At 56.3% G+C, this 22,599-nt stretch carries 13 protein-coding genes; 2 read left to right on the top strand and 11 right to left on the bottom strand.

Going from position 1 to position 22,599, the window contains the following annotated elements; genetic code table 11:
* From QW71_RS16990 to QW71_RS16970, 5 genes are all read right to left on the bottom strand, one after another.
* Nucleotides 1-921, bottom strand: a 921-nt coding sequence (locus QW71_RS16990) for an AAA family ATPase (protein ID WP_039300842.1), incomplete at its 3' end; no start/stop codon positions are given.
* Nucleotides 918-2,105: an exonuclease SbcCD subunit D gene (locus QW71_RS16985; protein WP_039300839.1), complete on the bottom strand. Its 1,188-nt coding sequence runs from the start codon at nt 2,103-2,105 to the stop codon at nt 918-920. The genes QW71_RS16990 and QW71_RS16985, both read right to left, overlap by 4 nt.
* An 838-nt stretch (nt 2,106-2,943) precedes the next feature.
* On the bottom strand, nt 2,944-7,134 hold the full coding sequence (locus QW71_RS16980; protein ID WP_039300836.1) for a UvrD-helicase domain-containing protein: 4,191 nt from the start codon (nt 7,132-7,134) through the stop codon (nt 2,944-2,946).
* Nucleotides 7,131-10,715: a helicase-exonuclease AddAB subunit AddB gene (addB, locus tag QW71_RS16975; RefSeq protein ID WP_039300833.1), complete on the bottom strand. Its 3,585-nt coding sequence runs from the start codon at nt 10,713-10,715 to the stop codon at nt 7,131-7,133. Before addB ends, QW71_RS16980 begins: the two co-directional genes overlap by 4 nt.
* An 839-nt stretch (nt 10,716-11,554) precedes the next feature.
* Nucleotides 11,555-12,955, bottom strand: a complete 1,401-nt coding sequence (locus tag QW71_RS16970; RefSeq protein ID WP_039300845.1) for a class I SAM-dependent rRNA methyltransferase — start codon at nt 12,953-12,955, stop codon at nt 11,555-11,557.
* A gap of 102 nt (nt 12,956-13,057) precedes the next feature.
* Between QW71_RS16970 and QW71_RS16965 the strand changes: the two genes are divergently transcribed.
* On the top strand, nt 13,058-14,047 hold the full coding sequence (locus tag QW71_RS16965) for a Na/Pi cotransporter family protein (protein ID WP_039300830.1): 990 nt from the start codon (nt 13,058-13,060) through the stop codon (nt 14,045-14,047).
* 88 nt (nt 14,048-14,135) lie between these two features.
* Here the strand turns inward: QW71_RS16965 and QW71_RS16960 are convergent, their stop codons facing one another.
* The 4 genes from QW71_RS16960 to QW71_RS16945 all read right to left on the bottom strand — a co-directional run bounded on the left by QW71_RS16960 (nt 14,136) and on the right by QW71_RS16945 (nt 19,762).
* The gene (locus QW71_RS16960; protein WP_039300828.1) at nt 14,136-14,963 is read right to left on the bottom strand and encodes an energy-coupling factor transporter transmembrane protein EcfT; all 828 of its coding nucleotides are present in this window, start codon (nt 14,961-14,963) and stop codon (nt 14,136-14,138) included.
* Nucleotides 14,960-16,666 (bottom strand): ABC transporter ATP-binding protein, encoded by a 1,707-nt coding sequence (locus QW71_RS16955; RefSeq protein WP_039300825.1) that lies wholly within the window; start codon nt 16,664-16,666, stop codon nt 14,960-14,962. The genes QW71_RS16960 and QW71_RS16955 overlap by 4 nt, the downstream gene beginning before the upstream one ends.
* 97 nt (nt 16,667-16,763) lie before the next feature.
* A complete protein-coding gene (locus QW71_RS16950; RefSeq protein ID WP_039300822.1) occupies nt 16,764-17,333 on the bottom strand; it encodes an ECF-type riboflavin transporter substrate-binding protein in 570 nt (189 codons plus the stop codon).
* 176 nt (nt 17,334-17,509) lie between these two features.
* On the bottom strand, nt 17,510-19,762 hold the full coding sequence (locus QW71_RS16945; RefSeq protein WP_039300818.1) for an Ig-like domain-containing protein: 2,253 nt from the start codon (nt 19,760-19,762) through the stop codon (nt 17,510-17,512).
* 256 nt (nt 19,763-20,018) lie between these two features.
* On the opposite strand from QW71_RS16945, the gene QW71_RS40510 reads away from it, so the two are divergent.
* Complete coding sequence (locus QW71_RS40510) at nt 20,019-20,171, top strand: hypothetical protein (protein ID WP_160311816.1); 153 nt, start codon at nt 20,019-20,021, stop codon at nt 20,169-20,171.
* 160 nt (nt 20,172-20,331) lie between these two features.
* On the opposite strand, the gene mtaB is transcribed toward QW71_RS40510, so the two are convergent.
* Together mtaB and QW71_RS16935 are read right to left on the bottom strand one after the other, a co-directional pair.
* Nucleotides 20,332-21,675 carry a tRNA (N(6)-L-threonylcarbamoyladenosine(37)-C(2))-methylthiotransferase MtaB gene (mtaB, locus tag QW71_RS16940; protein WP_039300815.1) on the bottom strand — a complete coding sequence of 448 codons (1,344 nt, stop codon included), beginning with the start codon at nt 21,673-21,675 and terminating at the stop codon, nt 20,332-20,334.
* A gap of 3 nt (nt 21,676-21,678) precedes the next feature.
* On the bottom strand, nt 21,679-22,443 hold the full coding sequence (locus QW71_RS16935; RefSeq protein WP_039300812.1) for a 16S rRNA (uracil(1498)-N(3))-methyltransferase: 765 nt from the start codon (nt 22,441-22,443) through the stop codon (nt 21,679-21,681).
* Between the last annotated feature and the right edge of the window lie 156 nt (nt 22,444-22,599).

Below are 22,599 nucleotides of genomic sequence, written 5' to 3'. Positions count from 1 at the left end.
GCTCTTCCAGGCCTCTTCCGCGCTGCGCCAGGCCTTCAGCGCGGGCAGCCTTTTCTCGGCATCGTCAGCCTTGCCGAGCTTCTGCTCCAGGAGGAGAATCTGCTCCTCCTGGGCTTGTAGAGCCTGCCGCTGCTGCCCCCGGCGGACTTTCTCCTCCTGCAGCTCGCGGATGCGGGCGAAGCGCTCTGCGCGCGCCGCCGCTTCCGTGAGCCGCTTGCGGCATTCCTCCGCATGCCGGACTGCCTCCTGCACCCGGACAGCTGCCGCTTCCACGTCCGCCTTGCCCGCGCTGCCCAACCCCTGCTGCTCGGCCTCCAGCGCGCGCAGTGCCGCCTCGTTCTCTTTGACGCGGCGGCTAAGCTTAAGGGCCAGCCCGTCCCCGTATTGCTCCAGATGGAACAGCCGCTGAAGCATCTGCCTGCGGTCTACACCGCGCAGGGACAGGAACTCGGCGAATTTGCCCTGCGGCAGCACCACCGCCCGGGTGAAGTCATCCATCTTCAGCCCGATATGCTCTTCCACACAGCGGGTAACATCCGCAAGCTTATCAGCCATCACAACATCGCCGTCATCCTTGACCTCGATGAACCGGCTGATCGTATTACTGACCGATTGCTCACCGGTCCGCTTAAATTTGCGTTCCACCCGGTAACGGCGCGCTCCGGAAGAAGAGGTCAGCTCGAAGGTGAAGGCTACACTGAGCTGGTCCTCTGAATGGTTCATAATGCCTTGAGTCCCGTTCACTGCGCGCTCCACTTTCCCGTACATTGCCAGCGTGATCGCATCCAGCAGACTGGATTTGCCGCTGCCCGTCGGACCAAAGATCCCGAACAGCCCGGTCTCGGTAAGACTGGTAAAATCTATTTCCTGCTGCTCTCTATAGCTTTGCAGTCCGGATAGTTTCAGTAGTATCGGCTTCACTTAAGCATCTCCTCCCCATCCGCAGAATCCTGCCGTTCTTCTTCAGCCAGCTCCAGGAACAGCTCAATCAGGCTGTCATCCGGTTCCGCACCGCCCGTCTGGCGCTGGTAGAACTTGCGGAACAATTCATGCACAGGCATGCGTGAACGTGCCATTTCTTCCAGCTCCTGCTCCATCTGCGGATAAACCGGACGGATATGTACGATGCCTTCCCGTGATTTGCGCAGCCGCTGGATATCGTTCATCGACATCGCTTCCGTCAGACGTAGCTCCAGATCGATGAAGGCCCCCGCATCCCTGCCTTCATCCAGCCAGCTGTAGACCTCCTGCAATCCGCCGGCTGACTTCCAATTAACCAGCGGACGGCCGCAGCTCAGATAGATTTCTTCGAAGACCGGCTCCCCGCCGGGCGCAACATCTATCAGGGCTACAGATTTTGCCTGCCCTGCCTCTGAGAAGCTGTAGGCGAGCGGCGATCCGCTGTAGCGGATCATGCCGTCGCCCTTGACCCGCTGGGCCCGGTGAAGATGCCCGAGTGCCGTATACTGTGCACCGCAGGAGAGTGCCGAAGGATCTACGGTATAGGCACCGCCTACCTGGATCGGGCGTTCGGAGTCGCTCTCCACCCCGCCCAGTACATAAATATGGCTCATCGCCAAATTGACAGTCTGCGGTGAGAACTCCCGGCCGAGCAGATTCATCAGCCTGCCGACACGTGCGCTGTAAGCCAGCCGCAGCTCCGCCTCTCCGCCGTCACCGGCGAGCAGCTCGCCAAGCCGGGCTTCAGAGGGGTAAGGGAGCGCAGCGATTTTGGCAATCTCACCGGTTCTTGCAGCATGCACCGTCACCGGCTCTGAGGTCGGCATCCCTACCAGTGTAATCCCCTGTCTGCGGACAAGCGGAGACACGGAAGCTACACGCTCCGGCTGATCATGATTGCCCGAAATGACAACCAGCGGCCTGCCGCCTGCCGTCAGTCTGGCCGCAGCCTCGTAGAACAGCTGCTCCGCCGCAGCCGGAGGATTGACCGAATCGTAGACATCTCCCGCCATCAGAATCAGATCCGCTCCGGAGGAATCTGCAATCCCCACTAGCTCATCCACGAACTGCTCCTGCTCCTTCTGCCGGCTTCTGCCCTCCAGCGTCCGCCCCAGATGCCAGTCTCCCGTGTGCAATATGCGCATTTCCGCCCTCTTTTCCCCGCCTGTATGCGGCAATCATAGATTTATATATAGATCTTTGGATTTCCTGCTGCTGTAGCCAGAGCAAAAGTTTGTATAATCTTCCATATGTGTTGACCATCCGCGTATTTTGTTGAAATCCTGCACGAAATACAACATTTTCCTCATAATATCGATCCTAAACCAGAATTGTTGTATAAAAGGCAGCATTTCTGCTTCTCCAAGCGGATTAGAAGGAGAATTCTTGTATTTCGTACAACAATCTTTCGAATAGCTATGGATATAAGAATTCAAGTTGTATAACGTACAACATTTGCGCCTGTGCAGCGTAAACGTAAGGCTTTTATTTCTTTTCTGCCACTAACAAATCAGGTATAAAAATCAAAAGATTCCGAGTGACAGAATAGCGGTGGCCGGTTACTTGTTTGTTTACAGTCTAAGCGCTGTCTATATAGCAACTCTTCGTCAGTCTATCCGCTCAAACTATATCGTGACTCCAGAGAACACTTCGCCCTCCGGCCGTTGCCCGTCTGCAGATTTCTTGAAATATTCCGCTGTTCACGGTGGAAATCCGCAGACAACGGCAGACGCTGACGCTCCTATATTCCAAAATGGTTCCCCGCCACGTTCCCCTGTCTATATACTTTCATGTTCAACCTATATATGTTACATCTCTCATTCTCTTAATCTCTAAGTCTATGAGAATCCTTAGCCTCTTAGCACTCTTAGCACTCTTAGCCTCTTAGCACTCTTAGCACTCTTAGCACTCTTAGCACTCTCAGCCTCTTAGCGTTCTTAGCCTCTCAACCTCTTAGCAATCTCAGCCTCTTAATCCCTATTCTCACAGCCTCACAGCATGTCCGCCATCGAAAAAGTACAGCCAGACCTCGCTGACCGGCTCGCCCAGAATATCAAGCAGCGCCTTGCTGTACAGCTCCAACTGGAAGCGGTATTTCTCAGTCAGCGATTCGAGCCCGCCCTCTTGCACCGGGACGAAATCCGTTTTGTAATCGAGCAGAATCAGGCGCCCATCTTCCCGGAACAGACAGTCGATTACCCCTTGAATCAGAACGGTCTCATTAAAAGCTCCGCTGGCGCCGTCAGCCGGGAGTCCCGCCGCCGCTTCGTCCAGGTATGCCAGCCCCTGGTAAGCCTCGTCTGCAGGAACGCTATAGCTGAAAGGCTGCTCTCTGGTCTTCCAGGAAGACTTAAAGAGTCTGCGGCCCAGTTCACTAGTACAGAAATCCTCTACTTCGCCCAGTTCAACCGCGTCTGCCTGCTCCTTGCTGAGTATGGCTAGCCGTTCAAGTCGTGCAAGTGTAGCCTCGAGAACAGACCGGTCCACCGGCTCATCCAGCGGAATATGCTGCATAACTGTATGATACGCGGTTCCGCGCTCAGCAGGGGTAAGTCCCCGCTTTTCCATAAATTTCGGGCGCTGCAGATGCAGGCTGTCCCCATATCCGGTACCGCCGCTTCTTGTGTTCTGCTCCCCGGGAATATAGGTTTCCTCCAGCAAATCAAGGGAGGGCTGGTCCTGCATGGACAGCAGTGCCTTCAGCTCGGTCACCGATGTTTTGGCGGGAATGCCGGAAGCAGCCGCATACGGATAGGTCCACTGCAGCCTGTCCGCAATCTGCCCTGCTGAGGCAGTTCCCAGCGAAGGTACAGTCCTGCCCTGGCGGAGCGCCTCAAGCGCTATACGGCGTTCTTCATTCTTGTCACTGTCACCGTCTGCTGCCAGAAAAGATCCGGAGCCAAGCTCCGCAGCGCCGAGCACCGATATGCTCCAGTTGGACTCATCGCCGTGAAGCACTGTGGATACCGTGCCTTCACTACCCGCAAGCTTGCGGAGAATAGCGGCTGCGGGATGGCGGATCAGCGCCGGTCCCACCCAATCCAGATAGCTGCGGCCCCGGGCCAGCAGATGGTCTGCCAGGAGCAGCTCTTCCCGGCCCTGCATAGCAGTCCAGCCGGATACTGTGCGCGGCAAATCGCGGACCGTGCCTACCAGGATCATTTTGTCGCGCGGGCGGGTCAGTCCGACATAGAGCACGCGCATCTCCTCAGCCAGCAGCTCCAGCCGTGAACGGCGGTTGATGGCCAGGTAAGGCAGCGTCGGGTAACTGACCCGTGTCTCCCTCTCCACGAAGCGGGGACCGAAGCCGAGTTCCTTATGCATCAGGAACGGGGAATGCAGATCCTGGCGGTTGAACATTTTGGCCATGCCGGCCAGGAATACAACCGGGAACTCCAGACCCTTGGACTTGTGGATCGTCATAATCCGGACGCCGCCAGCCTCCTCGCTGCTGCCTCCGGCCACCCCCAGATCCCCGCCGTTCTCTCTCAGCCGTGAGATAAACACGAGGAAGCGGAACAAGCCTCTGGCCGAGGTCTCATTCTCGAACTGAACAGCCCGGTCATACAATGCCTTCAAATTGTTCTGGCGCTGAAATCCGCCGGGAAGTCCGCCAACCCATTCCAGATATCCGCTTTCCCGGTAAATACGCCAGATTAGTTCGCTTAAGCTTCCCTGCCGGGCGGCGTTTCTCCAGTCCTCCAGCATATCCCGGAACGTCTTCAGCTTCATCCGCAGCTGCGGATGAATAGCCGTCAGCGCCGCAGAGGCTTCTGTCTCGGCAGCCTTGTCTTCAAGCAGAGTCTCTTGCTCTGATGTTGTAAAAAGATCATACGCGGCAGCAGTCTCTGCCGTTAAATCACCGCCTGCATAGCCGCCTTGCTCCACCCGCAGGGCAGCACCCGCTGAACCCATCGCCGGAGGATTGTCCCCCGGGATATTCCCAGCTTCGGATGCCGCAACCAGCGCGTCATAGAACGTTCCGGTGCTGCATAGGCGCACCTTGGCCAGTTCCTCCTCGCGCAGATTCACCACCGGCGAGCGCAGTACACCGGCCAGCGGAATATCCTGGCGGGGATTATCGACAATCTGCAGCAGCGAAAGAGCGAATTCCACCTCGGTAGCCTGGAAGTAGCCTTTGTTCTGGTCGCCGTATGCCGGAATGCCTTCATTCCGCAGCTCTTCAATCATCAGCGGCGTCCACACACGGGCGGAACGCAGCAGGATGACGATATCACCGTATACTACCGGGCGCATGATCCGCAGCGCCTTATCATAGATCAGCAGCGGTTCCCCGCCGGTCATTCCTGTCATCTGCGAGATGCGCCGGGCAATGGCCCGTGCTTCCAGCTGTGCAGTCTCACTCTCTACTGCCTCATTCTCCTGCTGGGGCAGCTCATCGTCCTCCCCAGGTTCCTCCGGCTGACCGGATGCAGAAGTCCCCTTATCAATCAGCAGCAGCTCCGGCGCAAAATAAGTATCCGGCCCTTTCTCCGCCGCTCCCGGGAAGTTGGCTCCATAGACCAGCTCTGCGCGCTCGTCATAGCTTATCTCCGCGACATTGCTGTCCATGATCTGCCGGAAAACCATATTTACGGCATTCACAACCTCCAGCCGGCTGCGGAAATTGCGGGCCAGATCGATGACCGACCCGCCGCTATTATCGTTCTGCCCGGGAATGGCTTCAGTCCGGGGATCCGCTTCACCTGCAAACAGGCCGCTGCCGTTACCGCCAGCAGACGGCTCAGTGCTGAACCTGCGGTATTTGTCCAGGAACAACCCCGGCTCAGCCAGGCGGAAGCGGTAGATACTCTGCTTCATATCCCCGACCATAAAGCGGTTGCCGGGGAACTCACGGGAGATCAGCCGGACGATCTCCTCCTGTACGCTGTTGGTATCCTGATATTCATCCAGCAGCACCTCATCGAACTGGCTGCGGTATTCCATCGCCGCATCCGAAGGCAGGGAATGCCCCGGAAGCGAGTCCGGATGCCTCAGGATCTGCAGGCAGTAATGCTCCAGATCACTGAAATCCACCATCCCCCGGCCCGCCTTCTCCAGCCGGTAACGTTCACCGAATCCGATCACCGTCTCCGCCAGCTCGCGCATCAGCGGTGCCGCTTCATGAAGTTCACCCAGGAAAGACTCCGCCGGACGCCCGAACAAGGATTTCTGCAGCTCCAGCAAGCTCTTCTTCACTTGATCCCGAATTGCCTTAACACTCTCCTGCAGGCCGGGATCGGTTGCATCCTTCTTGCAGGGCTTCAGCTTGCCGAAAGAGATTTCCATGAAAATATCATAGAGTTCAGCCCATGGCTGCGATTCTACCGCATCCCGTAATCCCTGCGCCATATCCAGATCGGCCGTCAGGTTATCCGCATAAGGAGCAGGTCCGCCGGGTTGAAGCGCGATCTCGCGGGCCTGCAGCAGCTGGCTGATGGAACCATCCAGCGTCAGCCTGGCTTCAGCGAGAATGCTCTGTACCCAAGGGGTATGGCTCAAGGACTCTGCATCCGGCAGTGAGAAATCAGCAGCCGTATCCCGCAGCCACTGTGCCGGCCAGGGATGACTGCGCGCGAAATCATGCAGCCGCTGAATCAGCGAATGCACGGCGTCATCACTGCGCTCCCCACTGAACCAGTCCACAAGCCGGACAAATACGCTATCTTCCCCGTCTTCAGTGACCTCACCGTATTTCTCCTCCATCAGCTCTTCCAGCAGCTCCTGGCGCATCATTTCCGCTTCATGCTCATTGAGTATACGGAAGCCCGGATCAATCGGAATCAGCTGATAATACCGGCGGATCACTTCAAGACAGAAGGAATGCAGCGTAGTAATAGAGGCTCTGCCCAGCAGAGCAAGCTGGCGGCGCAGATATTCGTTCTCGCCGCTTGTGTCCTCTTCCAGCTTGCGCTCCAGCGCCTCCCGGATCCGCTGCCGCATCTCGGAGGCTGCAGCCTTGGTGAATGTCGCTACCAGCAGCCGGTCCACGCTGAAGCCTGCTTCCTCATTGCTGATTTTGCGGATAATGCGCTCTACGAGTACCGCAGTTTTACCGGAACCCGCTGCTGCCGCGACGAGAATATCGCTGCCGCTCTCGGTAATGGCGCGCCACTGGTCGTCACTCCACAGACTCCCTTCCGGCTTCGCTTCCGTTACAGGATGTATGCTCACAATTTTTCTCCTCCTTTGCGGGACAGCAGATCCCAGATTACGTCTTTGCTAGCCTTACTCAGATTATTGTAGCCATTGCCCTCCACAGCCTCGTCGAACTGGCAGACCGGGCGGAAGGAGCAGAAGGTACAGGCAGTCTCCTGCTGGATGCGGTAAGGCTGAATAGCCACATCGCCTTCCGTAATACGCGTACCGATATCCGAAATCGTGCTCCGCACTGAAGACAGCAGCTGACCCCATTGCTCCGGGGTAGCTACAGACGCGCTGCTGTAGAAGCTGCCGTCGCTCTTCAGCGCTACCGGAACAATAGAGGAATAGCCTTTGTCGAGCGTGGTATCCATCAGTGAGACCACTTCACGGTCAGCAGTCAGCAGACCCTTCATCTTGAAGCGCTTCATCAGCTCCTGCTCCGCCTGCTCCCGGTTCATTCCGTTGGCTGAGGTCAGCAGCGGATCATGAACATGGAAATAGAGCGCGCCTGCCGGGAGTGCAGCCTGGCCAAGCCATTGCTCGGAATAGGTGAGCAGCACATCAAGATAGGTCAGCATTTGCAGCGACAATCCATAGTAGACCTCGTGCAGCTTGAGATCCTTCTGGCTTGATTTGTAGTCAATGACCCGCAGCAGAATACCCTGCTCGCCTTCAGCCATATCCACACGGTCAATCCGGCCGACCACCTCCATTACGCAGCCGTTCGGCAGTGTAATTCTCAGCGGAGGCAGATCCTTCCCGGGACCGAAATCCAGCTCCAGCCCGACCGGCTCGAAGCTCCCCCTGCGCGAATGCTCGCCGAGGATCACTGAAGCGCGGCCGACAATATTCTTCAGCTTGCGTGAGATATAGCTGTAACGTTTGCTGCTCATCAGAATTTCGCCCTGCAGCAGCGGGGACAGACGGTCTACCGTCTCACCCGCCTCACGGCGGCATTCTTCGGCCGTCATACTGCCCCAGCTGCGGCCCTCCTTCTGCAGCCGCTGCGCCATTTGGCTTAGAGCCGCATGGAACAACTGCCCGATATCCGGGGCCTGGAGCTTATAGAGCTGGCGCTCCTTCAGCCTTAGCCCGTAAGAAGCGAAATGAGAGAAGGAGCAGGCGACAAATTTCTCCATGCGCGACACGCTGCCGCGCAGTGTGGAGCCGCCGTACAGCCGCAGGCTGGTCTCCCGCTTCAGCCTGATCCCTTCGTTGCGGTAGAACAGCGAGCCCAGCAGCCGTTCAAGCTGCAGCTTCATTGAGACTTCCGCCTGCCCATCTGCCGCTGCCTGTGTGTTCACCGGTTTGTCCGCATGTCCATCGGCCGCAAACCAGTTATAGACATCCCACCACAAGCGGGGAATCTCTACCCCCTGGCGCCACTGCCGGAGCTGAAGCATCAGCATGCGGAGGGTTTGCTCAGGATGGCCGATAAAATTCATGTGGACCGCTTCCGTTTGTGCAGACATGCTGTCTTCAGCTGCTTCCCCTCCCTGGGGGAATCCTGACAGATACTTCTCATCCAGCCCTTCAGGGAACATGCCCTGCAGCTGGCGGATAATCTCCGAGGGCAGCAGCGCTTTGCCTTCATCATCAGCCGTTGCGTAACTAATCCACAGCTTCCTGCTGGCAGTTGTAAGCGCATTGTAGATCAGGAAGCGCTCATCCAGCAGCTTGCGGGATGAACCGGGGGCGAGCTCCATACCGGCATTCTCCAGCAGCAGACGCTCTCCCTCGGACAAGATCCCGTCTTCCTTGAACTGCGCCGGAACCACACCTTCATTGAAGCCCAGCAGGAAGGCATACTTCACGCCCGACACCCGCGTACGGTCCATCGTTCCGACCAGCACCTGATCAAGGGCAGGCGGGACAAGCCCCATCTTGAGCTCAGCCAGCCCTGTTTCCAGCACGCCGGCGAACAGCTCAAATTCCATTCTTTCCTTGCCCATCATCTCGGCAATCTGATCGAGCAGATCCAGCACAGCACCCCACAGCTGGTTATGCTCACGGGTAGCTTCCGGGCGTCCCTGCTCCAGAGACTCCGCCCCCATCCGTTCCAGCTTGCGCGCCGCCTCTGTGTCCTCAAGCAGCAGATATACGGCTCTGCACAGCTCCAGGCCGCTGCGGCTGGCTTTGACTCTCTGCTCAAAAGCCTGCAGCGGTCCTGTGATCGCGCTACGGCAGGCTTCCATTCTGGCCAGCATAGCTTCATCTACGGCCTCACTCCCCTCCAGTGAGAGGCGGGGAATGCCTTTCCAGGAACGGCCGTCAGTCCACCGGTACCCGTGAATACCGCAGGCCAGCACGTAATTCTCCAGTTCATCCATATTGGCGCGCGTAATGCTTCCGTCCAGCGGAAGCAGCAGTTCGGTCTTCACGCAGCGGAACACATCCTCATATCGCCAGCGGCGGCGGACTACATCCAGAGCCGAACGGATGAATTCCACCAGCGGATGATGCAGCTCATTCAGCTTCTGGTCCAGGAAGAACGGAACGCCGAAGTCCTGGAATAGCGGAGCAATCAGCGGCTCATAATCACTCATATTCCGCATGAATACAGCCATCTCACCATACTTGGCCCCTGAATCTCTGGCCAGGCTCAGCATCTCGCGCAGCACGCCTTCAACCTCGGTCCGGCGGGAGGCCGCAGCCCGGATACTGACTGCCTCCTCCACTTGCCCGGCCGCTCCGTTCCAGCGCAGCCGTCGCTGGAATCCGCGCTCCAGATGGGCTAGAGCCGGACTCTCCTTGAACCTTGGAAGTACAGGCGGGGCCAGAAGCTGGTCCCAGACTGTAAGGCCCATCTCCTCGGCCATACCCCGCAGCTTGATATATGTAACCGCAGCCGGGTGAAACAGCTCCAGCTCATGCGGCGCCTGGCCTGCGGGATAGATCCGGTCCAGCGTCAGGGCAATGGTCACCCCCGAAGCATATTGCATAAGCTCACGCAGTACGATGAATTCCTGATTGGTAAACCCATGGAACCCGTCTACCCAAATCTCGGCTCCCCGGATATAGCCGGAATCCTGAATATGCTCAGCCAGCTCAGCCAGCCTGTCCTCCTGATCCATGTAGAGCTGTGACATTTCCTGCTCCAGCTCACTGAAGACCAGGTGCAGATCTTCCAGCTTGCCGGCCAGAATCGGACTTCCTCCCAGGGCATCCCGCATTCTGCCGAGCTGTTCTTCAAGGTCACCCGCTCCAAGGCAGCAGCGCTTGAGCTCCGTGTGCAGGTCGCTGAGCCGTTCCACGAATCCTGGCCGGTCCGAGGAGGCGCCGAACAGCTTCAGTTCCTCCTTGCGCCGGTTGACGATCTTATAGATCAGCATCTTCTTGCCTTCCTCGCTGATTGGCAGACTCGCGCTGCCGCCGGTCTCCTGCTTCACCCGGTAGGCCAGCCGCGAGAAGCTGAGTGTCTGGGCGCGGATGCTGCCCTTCACGTTGCCCGCAGCCAACAGCCCGCGCTCCGCACCGAATGATCCCTGTTCAGGGACAAGTATAATTATCGGCGCTCCAAGCGGCTCTGTCTTCAGCCGTGAGGATACCGTCTCCCATATTGTAGTTGTCTTGCCGCTGCCCGAGCGTCCGATCAAAAAGTTAACCGTCATATCAGCAGACTCCTTCCGTGGCGGAGAATTAGAATGCAGGCCGCCCTGCTGCTGCACACACAGAAGCGGATTGCCTGATGAATATCAGAATCTATGAATAATCTCGTCCCAATAGTATAGCATACCTCCACCGTGCGCTCCAGAACGTACGTTTGCAAATGCCTGCCGCTTTTTTTCAGGCCATGGCAACCAAGGACAACAGCAAAGAAGACTCTCCCGGAGCCATGGATCAGCTGGTCGGGAAAGCCTGGATGGAGTGTATTATTACAAGTGGAAAAATGGCATCTAATAACGGGTAGTCCTCCAATATAAGGGACATAGTTGGAATAACCACAATTAATTTAGCCGGATCGGATATATAACCGGGATAGCCGCAGAATTAAGTGTCATAAATCCATCTAGCATCAATCCGGAAGGAGAAACCGGATTATTAAATGGAGAAAATCCAATTAAATCAGCAGAGTCACTCCTCCGCTGATTCCGGCTGAAGTGCAGGGCAGCACTCATCGCGATTCCTCTGCTTAGTTCACGATCCCCCGGCCCGGGATGCGGACTGAAATTCCGTTATATGAGCAGATCAGGCGGATTCACCGGGCAAACGGACTCAGTTCCGCTAAGTGACCAGTCAGAGCTCATAATGGAATCCAGCCAGCAACATAACGGAATCTCAGTCCGCTTAGGCCCCATTCTGAGGTATTTTGGAGAAATAGGAGCTTCTCAGTCCGCTTCGCGCTGCTGACGGTTTCCAGCTACAGTACCAGCAACTTCCCTGTAAGAAAAAAGAGAGCCTCAGTAGCTGAGACTCTCCCGAACAAGCCCTCCGGCTTGAACTAACACCTTTATTTGCTGCGCACTTCAAAGATGGCAAACTTCAAGTAATGCCCTTCGTCCACGCCGAGGATCTGCGGGTGATCCTTGCCTGCGGCCCGCCACTCGATCAGCCGGAGCACTTTGCCAGCATCCTTGGCCGCTTCCTGAATGGTCTCCAGGAACAGCTGCGGCTGCATATGGTACGAGCAGCTGGCCGTGACCAGATATCCTCCTTCGTTAACCAGCTTCATCCCGTGCAGATTAATGTCCTTGTATCCGCGGACGGCGCCTGCTACAGCACTTTTGGTCTTGGCAAAAGCGGGCGGATCAAGTATGACGACATCCCAGGTACGTCCGCCGCCCGCTGTCATCGGCTTCGCGGTATCCGCCTTGGCAGCCGGCTTAGCTCCGAGTTTGACCTCTGCCGCCGGACCTGTCGCCCGCTCGGAGCGTTCTTCCAGCCCCTTGACCTGATTGCGCAGGAAGGCAAACGCATCATCCACCACAAATTCCACCCGGTCGGTGAATCCGTTGATCTCCACATTGGCTTTCGCACTCTCAATCGCATGCGCGGACACATCGAGGCAGGTTACCTTCTTGGCGCCGTATTTGCAGGCATGCAGGGTGAAGCTGCCGGTGTGCGCGAAGCATTCCAGCACGGTTGCGCCGTCCCAGAAGGGGAAGGTGACCGGCTTGCCGCTTTTATTGACCGGCAGCATCTGGAGCGATCCATCCTCTGCCGCTACCTCTTGCAGCGTGATTCCGCTGCGCCCGCCCCAGCCTTTCATGAGCGGAGCGATGGAGGCTCTGTTCTCGCGCTGATCGAAGAAGTAGCCTGTCTTCTGGCCTTCTTCAATATCGACGATGACCTTCAGTCCATTCTCGCTTACCGTGATGTGGCGCGGGCATTCCCCGTAGAGTACGCCTGTGGTCTGCTCAAGGCCTTCCAGCTCGCGGACGCCGACATCACTGCGCTCATAAATGCCGCGCGGCGCCATGACCTGCACCAGCGCCTCCACAATCTCGGAGCGGTGCTGATCCATCGCCAGTGTCAGCAGCTGCACGACAAGAACCTCCCCGAAGCGGTCAATGATCAGCCCCGGCAGGAAATCCGCTTCCCCATACACCAGGCGGTAAGCATCCGCACCCGGCAGGAAACGCTCCCTGTGCTGCAGAGCGCTTGCGAACCGGCCGGCAAAAAATGCCGTATCCATCGCCGCAAGCTTACTCTGCGACAGAATTCTTACCCGGATCTGCGAGGCCGGATTGTAATAACCCGTGGCCAGATAACGTCCCTGGTGATTCAGCACATCCACAAGTCCTCCTGCCTGCGGCTCTCCGTCTACCGAGGCCACTTCGCTGGCGTAGACCCACGGATGTCCCTGCTCCAGTCTTTTCTTACGGTTTCGTTCCAGAATTACCGATGCCAATGACTTCAACTCCCTGTTCTTGTTGCTGGATTTGTATACATGTCCCATGCAATGCCTTCATATATTGGTGTACAACCCCCGTCCAAAAAGGAGCCTGTCCTTATGATCCGTGACCTGCTGTTCCCTGTCATTTATGGCCTTGTCATATTTCTCGCCGGCATGAAGGTGATGGAAGCCTCATTGTCGAGGCTCGCCGGCCCGCTGCTAATCCGGAGTCTGCATAAGGCAACCTCTACACCGGCAAAAGGCCTGATTGCCAGCAGCCTGCTGTCCGCACTGCTGCAGAGCAGCACGGCCGTAACCGTGCTGACCATCGGCATGGTCAATGCCGGGCTGCTGACGTATGCCCGGACGCTGGGCATTATCCTCGGCAGCAACATCGGCACCTGCCTGACTACAGAGCTGATCAGCCTGCAGATCAGCACACTGGCAGCGCCGCTGCTGGCAGCAGCGCTATGCCTCTGGGCGGCCGCAGTGATGGCCGGCGAGCTATCCCCGCATGCATGGCGGCTGGTTGAAGCCTGCCGCCGGATCTCGGGGCCGCTGCAATTCATCTGCCTCGCGGTGGCCGGCTTCGCCCTGGTCCTGTGGGGCATCGCGGTCATGCAGTCGGTCGGCCCCGCCCTTGAAGGCAGCGAATTGTTCCGCTGGTTCCTCGGGCATGCCGCCACAAGCGCACTGTGGGGACTGGCAGCAGGTGCCGTGCTGACCGCGATGGTGCACAGCAGCGCGGCGGTGATCGGCATGGCGATGGGCCTCGCGACCAGCGGCGTCATGCCGCCGGAGCTGGGGATCGCCATCGTGCTGGGCGCGAATATAGGTACCTGCGTCACGGCCGTAATCGCCGCCATCGGCAGCACGCCGTCCGGCGTATTCGTTGCCTGGTCGCATGTGGCGCTCAATGTCGGCGGCGCCCTGCTCTTCCTGCCCTTCATCGGACCGCTGCAGTCACTCTCTGCCTGGATTGGCGGCGGACCTGCCGCACAGCTCGCCCATGCCCAGACCATCTTCAATGTCGTGTGCTCGCTCGGGGTACTGCCGCTGTGCTACCTGCCCGTATGGACCAGGCTGGAGCAGCGGCTTCAGCGCTAATCCACACCGTCCGGCCAGGATTACAACGGTCTTATTATACTTCAATCCGCCCCGCAGTTCTACGGAAGCTCCACTTCCAGCATCCCCCTCAAAAAATACTATAAAACCGCGAGCCGTCATAAAAAGTAATAATCGTCGCGGCTGCGGCTATCCCCACCATCAGACACAGCGCAGCATAGTCGCTGCGGGTAAACGGCCGGGCCCGGTACCAGGTCCGGCTGCGGCCTGTTCCGAAGCCGCGCAGCTCCATCGCGGTGCTGATCTTCTCGATCCGCTCGATACTGGTCAGAATCAGCGGCAGCAGAATGGATACGATGTTCTTCAGCCGCTTAGGCAGCTTCTCCTTGCGGGAAATATCAATGCCCCGCGCCTGTGCCGAAAATGAAATGTTCTCATAATCCTGCTGGATGTCGGGGATATAGCGCAAGGCCAGCGAAACAGAATAAGCGATCTTGTAATTGACCCCGACCCGGTTCAGCGAGGCGGCGAATTCACTCGGATCTGTCGTCAGCAGGAACAGCAGGGCCATCGGAATGACCACTGCATACTTCAGAGCGATATTGAATTGGTAGAAAAGCTGCTCCGCCGTCAGCGTATAACGTCCGGCGAGATGCAGCAGATCATGCCGGGTGCCGTAGATGCGTGTACCTTCCAGCGGTGAGAAGGCAAAGATCGCGATGTGATTCAGCAGGAAGAAGAGCAGAATGAAGTAGAGCACAAAGGCATAGTCCTGAAACCGGACCCGTGAAATGCGGAATACGGCCAGGCTGAAGAGCAGCATCAGCAGCAGGCAGCGGGTATCGTAGGTAATCATGGCAGAGACCGACCATACGGCAAAAATAATCAGCTTCGTTGCCCCCGTCAGCCGGTGCACGGGTGAATCCTGCCTGGTATAGGTTAGCATCTTAGCTTTCATCCGCGCCGGTTCCCCCTGTCATATTCGATAAACCGCCGGACAAATTCCACCGGCCGGTTAAGTCCCGCCTTCACTGCCAGAGCAAACAGTGATGTCTCCTTCAGGTTGGCGCTGCCCACAATATCCCTGTCCGTCAGAATCACCTCCGGCCGGGCATCCGCCAGCTTCCTGCCCTCCGCCAGCACAATCGTCCGCTCCGCGTACTCCAGCATCAGGTGCATATCATGGGTAATCATAATCACCGTAATCCCGGAGCTGCAGAGTCCGCGCAGAAACTCCATAATCTCGTTATAGTGCCGGTAATCCTGCCCGGCGGTCGGTTCATCCAGAAGGAGCACCTCCGGCTCCAGCACCAGGATGGAGGCAATGGTCACCCGTTTCTTCTGCCCGTAGCTGAGCGCTGAAACCGGCCATTCGCGGAACTCATACAGTCCGCAAACTTGGAGCACCTTATGAACCCGCTCGCGGATCTCTTCTTCCGCGAAGCCCCGCAGCTTAAGTCCGAGGGCAACCTCGTCATAGAGCAGCGTCATGGAGATCATATGATTCGGATTCTGCATCACGAAGCCGATATGCTCTGCCCGCTCCTTAATCGTATCCGCTGCCATATCCCGCCCGTTCAGCAGAATACTTCCCGCTGACGGCCGGTAGAACCCGCAAATCAGCTTCGACACCGTTGATTTGCCCGCTCCGTTCCTCCCGGCAATGCAGAGCATCTCGCCGCGGCGGACGCTGAAGGACAGTCCCTGCAGCACCGGAGCCTGCTTGTCATAGCCAAAGGAAAGATCCCGCAGCTCAAGCAGTACAGGTGCCGGTTCCACCTCCTGGGGCACCCCGCCGGCCTCATACCAGGCGCGAAGCTTGGCGGCTCCGGTCTCCAGCTTAATCCCGTCCAGATGCTGCGGGTTCATCTCCGGCGTAATTCTGCAGCCGGCATATTTGAGCGCGGTAAGATAGAGCGGCTCACGGAGGCCTGACTCTGCAAGCAGCGGTGAACTCAGCAGCTGCGCAGCCGGCAGGTCCGCCGCAATCACTCCTTCATTCATGACAATGATCCGGTCCACCGGCCGGTGCAGCACTTCCTCCAGCCGGTGCTCGATAATAATGACCGTATTGCCGGTCTCACGCTGCACCCGGTCGATCAGCTCAATCGCCCCGGTTCCCGTATAGGGGTCCAGGCTGGCCAGCGGCTCATCGAACAGCAGGACATCCACATTGCTGACCAGCACGCCGGCCAGCATGGTCTTCTGCTTCTGTCCGCCGGAGAGCTCCTGCGGAGAAGCTGTCAGCAGCTCCTGAATATCGACCGCTCTTGCCGCAGCTGCTACCCGCTCATGCATCTCCCGCACCGGAACCGCTGCATTCTCCAGACTGAAGGCAATATCTTCGCCTACGGTCAGGCCGACAAACTGCCCGTCCGGGTCCTGCAGCACAGTCCCCACCACCTCCGACAGGCCGGCAATCCCCAGATCCTTCGTGTCTGTCCCTTTAACGGTCAGGGTACCGCTTATTTCGCCGGGATACGCAAAAGGAATCAGGCCATTGATACAATGGGCCAAGGTGCTTTTTCCGGAGCCGGAGGGCCCGACAATCAGAATCTTCTCGCCTTCATGTATCTTCAGGTTAATCTTATGCAGTGTAGGTTCCTGCTGGGCCCGGTATTTAAAGGTGAAGTCGGTGAATTCTATAACCGTTTTGCTCATGGGTAACCTTCCTCATATGCTGATTTACGTATCATAACTGACCCGCTCAAACAGAAAGGCCGGTGACGGGCACCGGCCTTTCTGTTTGAATTATATATTATTGCAGTCTTTTCAGGCTACCCTGTTTCGTTCTCGTCTTGGAGTAGGCTACAGCGAGCAGTGTTCCGATGACCGCCACCGTTACGATGTTGGACGCTCCGGCGATCAGCCCCTGGGTGAAGACCTTGTTAGCCGGTTCCGCGTAGATGAGAATGTCCAGCACCGGCGCTACCAGGAACCAGGCAATGGCGTTGGCAACAATCTGCGCGAGATTGAAGGCAATCATCTCTTTCAGGCCGAACTCACCGTCCCTGATCGCTATTCTGGCTGCCAGCAGCCCGATAACCAGCCCGACCAGTCCCGAGGAGATGACCCAGCTGAACCAAGGTGAGCCATAGAAGATCGCATCCTTCAGTGTGTGCCCGATCAGTCCGATGAAGAGCCCCGCAACCGGTCCGTATAGAAGCGCAAACAGCGCCAGAAGTGCGTATGTAGTCTCAATGTTGGTATTCGGAATACCCGAAGGAATGGAACCGAACCTCCCCAGTATTACGAACAACGGCGAACCGATGCCGATTGCCACAATCGTTTGAATGGATAATGCCTTGTGCTTAGCCACCTGCTTCATCTCCCTTAATGGACTTTATAGTACGCTTTTTCCGAATTATACATCGGTTTACTCGGGATTACTATAGGGGAGAGCAAATTAATATCCGCACCGGTTATACATAAAAAACCTGAACACAGCCGCAGAGGCAATGTCCAGGTCTAATGATCTTACTTATAGCAGCAGCCAGTACAGTACTATTTCACTGAAACAGATACCGTCACTGTCTTGGTGCCCAGCTTGCCTTTAACCGAAGTGGTTCCTTTGCTTACCGCTGTAATCTGCCCGGAGGAATTCACTTTAGCCACAGAAGATTTGGAACTGGTCCAGACTACGCTTCCTGTGACAACAGCGCTCTTGCCTGTATCATACAGTGCGGTTACAACTACGCTTTTGCCTGCACCCGGTGCAAGAATCAGCTTATTCTCACTGACCGTAATCTTCATTAGCTTCGGCACCACTGAAATTTTGACAGTGGCAGGAATTCCCTGGTAGGAACCGTTCAAGGTTGCTGTACCTTCAGCGATCGCTTTAACCGACGTTCCCTTCACAGAAGCAACATCCGGATTTGACGATACCCAGTTCATTCCGCCCGAGAAGTTCGCAGTTTTGCCGTTTGAGAAATATCCGGTGACCTTAATCGTCTTGGAGCCTTTGATATTCATCTCAAGCACAGCCGGTTCTACGACAAGCTTCACAACCTTCTGCTCAATCGTTACCGGAACACTGATCGTCTTATTGGAATACGTACCTTTGAGTGTTGCCGAGCCTTTGACCAGACCTTTAATGGTCTTGGCAGCTGCCGATTGCTTGAGAACCGCGTTGCTTCCGCCCAGTTCCCAGACAATGGTGCCTGTCACATCGAGCTCATCACCGTTCTCCAGTACGGCCTGAACCGCAGGGAGCGGCGTTTCTTCACCGATGACCAGACCCAGCGCATCCTCCGGTCCAATCAGGACAAGCACTTTATTCTGAACGGTTACTTTGTATTCAACGGTCTTGGAGCGGATCGCAGTCGCAGAACCTGCAGTTACTGCACCTGCCTTGATCTTGCCCGTCAGGGTAGCTGTGCCTGCCTTGCCGCCGGTAAGCTTCCCGTCCTTAATCGAGACAATCTCTTCATTCGCCGAGGTCCACTCGATTTCATCGCTGATATCCAGCTTGGTTCCGTCATATTTCGTTCCGCTTACCTTCGGCAAGCCGGCGGAGTCTGCTGTGTATATTTCCTGTTCTGTCTTCTCGAGGGTCAGCTCAGTCAGGGTTGGATAGACCGTTACCTTGAAGGTTTTGCTGATTCCGAGGTGATCTGCTTTGATGACAGAAGTTCCTACCGCTTTGCCTGTCACTGTAGCAAAGGCATTGCTGGCATCGGTAACATTGGCAACTACCGTAGCTGCCATCAGGTTGTCCGAGGTCCAGGTAGCGGACGCCGTTTCGTTCGTGGTCGAATTGACCGCATTACGCATCTTTGCCGTTACATTTAGACTTTCTCCCAGGAAAATGGACTGGTCGCCGGATGGTGTCAGCAGGAGCGCTTCATAAGGCGCCCGCACATAGACGTCAACCGACTGGGTAACTCCGAGGTAACTGGCGGTGATTACCGCTTTGCCGACTCCAAGTATAGTAATCTTACCAGCCTCTACTGTAGCAACACTTTCAGCCGAACTGCTCCAGTCCACATCAGCATTGGCAATGGTGGATTCCATACTCTCCGCAGTCGCTTTCGTCTTGGCGGTCAGTTGTACCGGATCGTCTCCGACCAGCATTTCCAGCTCTTTGACAACCGTCCCGTTTTTGTCTTTCAGTTCAATTGCCGAATAAGGAAGCTCCACAACCGCTTTAAAAGTCTCGGTTAATCCCTTGTACTTGGCAGTAACTGTTGCCGTTCCTTCGCCAACCAGCGTAATCTTACCTGCTGCAATTGTCAGTACGCCTGAATTCGAGCTGCTCCAGTCGGCGTCCTTCGTCACATCTTTCTCTTCAGTGGCTGATTCGCCGCCCTTGGCCGTTGCGGTAACTAGGAGTGAGGCTTCTTTGTCTCCTAGTTTGTAGCTACCCTCCGTACTGCGTTTCAGTTTCAGATCTTTATACGGATACGTAACAGATACCTCAACAGTATCTACCGCATTATTACTGTAAGTAGCTGTAATCATTGCTGTCCCGTAAGCAAGCGGTTTTATCTGACCGTTAATTACGCTGACAACTTCATTCTTGGAGGAGGTCCATGTGGCGGATGCCGTCACATCCCTCTTGGAGGAAGAGCCTTCTACATTGGCATATACCTTAAGCTGCTTCGGTGTCTGGCCAACGGTTAGCTCTATTTTGTCAGAGCTGTCGATTTCAATAGAGTTGATGTCTCCAGCAGCGGCAAAGACGTTTACCGGAAAAGCTGCAGCAACGAGCAATATCATAATGAGGAGCGTTTTTGTCATTTTCCTGTACACGGTCATCTGTTCTCTCCTTAGACGGTCTTATTATCGGTGGCCTTTTACCACACTCTTCCACTATATCGACAAATAGAGCCCAAGTCTTTACCCCATTTTCAGTTAATTTTCAGTTTCGGCCGAATTCAGGTCTTTATAACTATAAAAATCGCGCTCTATATCTATACATTTAGTTCTTCATCCTCGGCGCCTTACTGGCTAGCACAGAACTGAACTGATGAGCCTCTGCCTGCGTGCCGGAAAGCTGCAAAAGTGGTCATTATTGGCCGCAGCCATCCTGCTCTATGCATACTCCCGTTTCCTCTCCGACAAAATCCATCTGCCGTTCAACCGTGTTATCGATGACTATGGAATTACTCTAGCCGTGGCGTTCTTCATCATCCTGGCACTTACTTCAGCGCAGCTGAGGCTGTGACGCAGCTGATTTGATCCCTTCCCCCCGGCGGGCGGTAAGCCTGTAGACTTATCCGCTATAGATCAGGAAGCCAAAAAGGGGATACCCCAGAGCCGTTACCGGCTCCTGGAGGCATCCCCTTGGTGTGTTTATACTTGCGTATAGCTGTCCTTGCGTACGTTTACGCGCGGCGCGGTTCTGCTGCAGCTCTGCTCACACTGACAAGCTCACCGCGGCATTCATTCACGCCAGCTTCTGTCACCTTCACCTCGCAGAGCTCGCCCTGCAGCGAATCATCACCGCTGAACAGAATCTGCAGATAGTTGTCGCTGAAGCCGTGCTGAATGCTGCGTCCCGGTGATCCCTTGGCTGCACGCTCAGGAATGACGGACAGTGTTCTGCCGACGAATTTCTGGGCATAAGCCAGCTGCATCTCCTCAGAGAGGTCGATCAGCTGCTGGACACGCGCATTCTTGATCTCTTCATCCACTTGGTTCAGCATCCGTGCAGCAGGCGTACCGGTCCGCTTGGAATACGGGAACACATGCATCTCGGAATAGTTGACCGCCTTCATGAAGTCATAACCGGCGCGGAACATCTCCTCGGTCTCGCCCGGGAAGCCCACAATAACGTCGGTTGTAATGCCTACATCCGGCATTGCCTGGCGGATCAGCTGCATTTTGGCATAATACTCTTCAGTCGTATATTTACGGCGCATCGCCTTCAGCACGTCGTTATGTCCGGCCTGCAGCGGAATATGCAGATGGCGGCACATCTTGGAGCTGCGGTTCAGCACCTCAAGCAGCTTGTCATCAATCTGGCTGGCTTCAATCGAGCTGATGCGGACCCGCTCCAGGCCATCCACCTGATCCAGCTCCCACAAGAGATCGGCCAGACGGTAATTCTCCAGATCATCGCCGTAGCCACCGGTATGAATCCCGGTCAGGACAAACTCCTTATATCCCGCTTCCACAAGCTGATGCGCCTGGGCGACAATCGATTTCGGATCACGGCTGCGCGACAGCCCGCGCGACCAGGGAATGATGCAGAAGGTGCAGAAGTTGTTGCAGCCGTCCTGAATCTTCATGAATGCACGCGTCCGGTCAGCGAATCCGGGAACATCCAGCTCCTCGAACTCCCGGGTCTTCATAATGTTGCGGACCGCATTCACGGGCTGGCGCGATTCCTGAATATTCTTCACATGGGTCATGATATGCTCGCGGTCCTGGTTGCCGATGACCAGATCGACGCCGGGGATGTCGAGAATCTCTCCGGGCGAGGTCTGCGCGTAGCAGCCGGTTACAGCGACGATAGCTTCAGGATTGCGGCGCACCGCGCGGCGGATCATCTGCCGGCTTTTTTTGTCGCCCGTATTGGTCACCGTACAGGTGTTGATCAGGTAGACATCGGCGGAACCTTCGAAATCCACCTGCTCGTACCCTTCATTTTTGAACAGCTGCCAGATGGCTTCAGTATCGTAGAAATTGACTTTACAGCCTAATGTATAAAATGCTACGGATGGCATTGTTTAAGCTCCCCCCATTTCTCCGGATTCATATAGAATGCAGGCGGCGGCGACCATACCTGCGGTTTCACAGCGCAGAATGCGCGCTCCCAGACCTACGGAAACCGCACCGGCCTCTTCGGCCGCTCGGCATTCCTCCGGACTGAAGCCGCCTTCCGGTCCGACAACAATCATTACCTTCGCAGTAGAATCCTGCGGCTGCGAGGACAGCCAAGGCGCGGCTGCGCTGCGGAGCTGCAGCCCTTCTTCTTTTTCATAACAGAAATAGACCGCGTCATACTCACTGAAGCTCTTCAGCAGCAGCTTCCAGCTCAGCGGCGAATGTACTTCCGGAACGATATTCCGGTGGGCCTGTTCAGCAGCTTCCTTGCAGATCTTACGCCAGCGCTCTACCCGCTTGCTCTCCTTGCGCTCATCATACTGCACAATCGTCCGCTCGGAGAGGAACGGGGTGAAGGCAACCGCACCGATCTCGGTACATTTCTGGATCACCGTCTCCAGCTTGTCCCCCTTCGGCAGGCTCTGGGCTACAGTAATCTTAATCCGCGGCTCGTGGGTCATGGCCAGATTCTCCAGTATGCTCACGGTTACGAGGCCAATCTCTATTTCAGCGATCTCAGCCAATGCCTCGTGGGAAACGCCGTCGCTGACGATCAGCTTATCCCCTGCCTTGCCGCGCATCACCTTGGCAATATGCCGGGCATCTTCGCCGTCAATGCTTACCTTGTCTTGGCCGAACTGCGCCGGTGTTACGAAATAACGCTGCATCTTTTATCATCATCCTGTCCGTTATTCAGCGTAAAAGCGGCGGCGTTCCCGCCAAATCAGGTCCCGGCCGCCGCTTCACTCACATGATTAAACCTCGAAAATACCACGTTATATTGTACAACGTTTAGAGCTGCATGAACATCCCTCAATCTGAAT

It is taken from the genome of Paenibacillus sp. IHB B 3415 (assembly GCF_000802655.2).
Lineage (GTDB): Bacteria > Bacillota > Bacilli > Paenibacillales > Paenibacillaceae > Paenibacillus_AQ > Paenibacillus_AQ phytohabitans.
This window is presented reverse-complemented; position numbering and strand designations above follow the sequence as displayed.

What these genes read in the sequence shown, in the direction of transcription:
- QW71_RS16965 (WP_039300830.1), top strand. Translation starts at nt 13,058, where the DNA reads ATGATCCGTGACCTGCTGTTCCCTGTCATTTATGGCCTTGTCATATTT.
- QW71_RS16985 (WP_039300839.1), bottom strand. Translation starts at nt 2,105, where the DNA reads ATGCGCATATTGCACACGGGAGACTGGCATCTGGGGCGGACGCTGGAG.
- QW71_RS16955 (WP_039300825.1), bottom strand. Translation starts at nt 16,666, where the DNA reads ATGAGCAAAACGGTTATAGAATTCACCGACTTCACCTTTAAATACCGG.
- QW71_RS16945 (WP_039300818.1), bottom strand. Translation starts at nt 19,762, where the DNA reads ATGACCGTGTACAGGAAAATGACAAAAACGCTCCTCATTATGATATTG.
- mtaB (WP_039300815.1), bottom strand. Translation starts at nt 21,675, where the DNA reads ATGCCATCCGTAGCATTTTATACATTAGGCTGTAAAGTCAATTTCTAC.
- QW71_RS16935 (WP_039300812.1), bottom strand. Translation starts at nt 22,443, where the DNA reads ATGCAGCGTTATTTCGTAACACCGGCGCAGTTCGGCCAAGACAAGGTA.
- addB (WP_039300833.1), bottom strand. Translation starts at nt 10,715, where the DNA reads ATGACGGTTAACTTTTTGATCGGACGCTCGGGCAGCGGCAAGACAACT.
- QW71_RS16950 (WP_039300822.1), bottom strand. Translation starts at nt 17,333, where the DNA reads ATGAAGCAGGTGGCTAAGCACAAGGCATTATCCATTCAAACGATTGTG.
- QW71_RS16960 (WP_039300828.1), bottom strand. Translation starts at nt 14,963, where the DNA reads ATGAAAGCTAAGATGCTAACCTATACCAGGCAGGATTCACCCGTGCAC.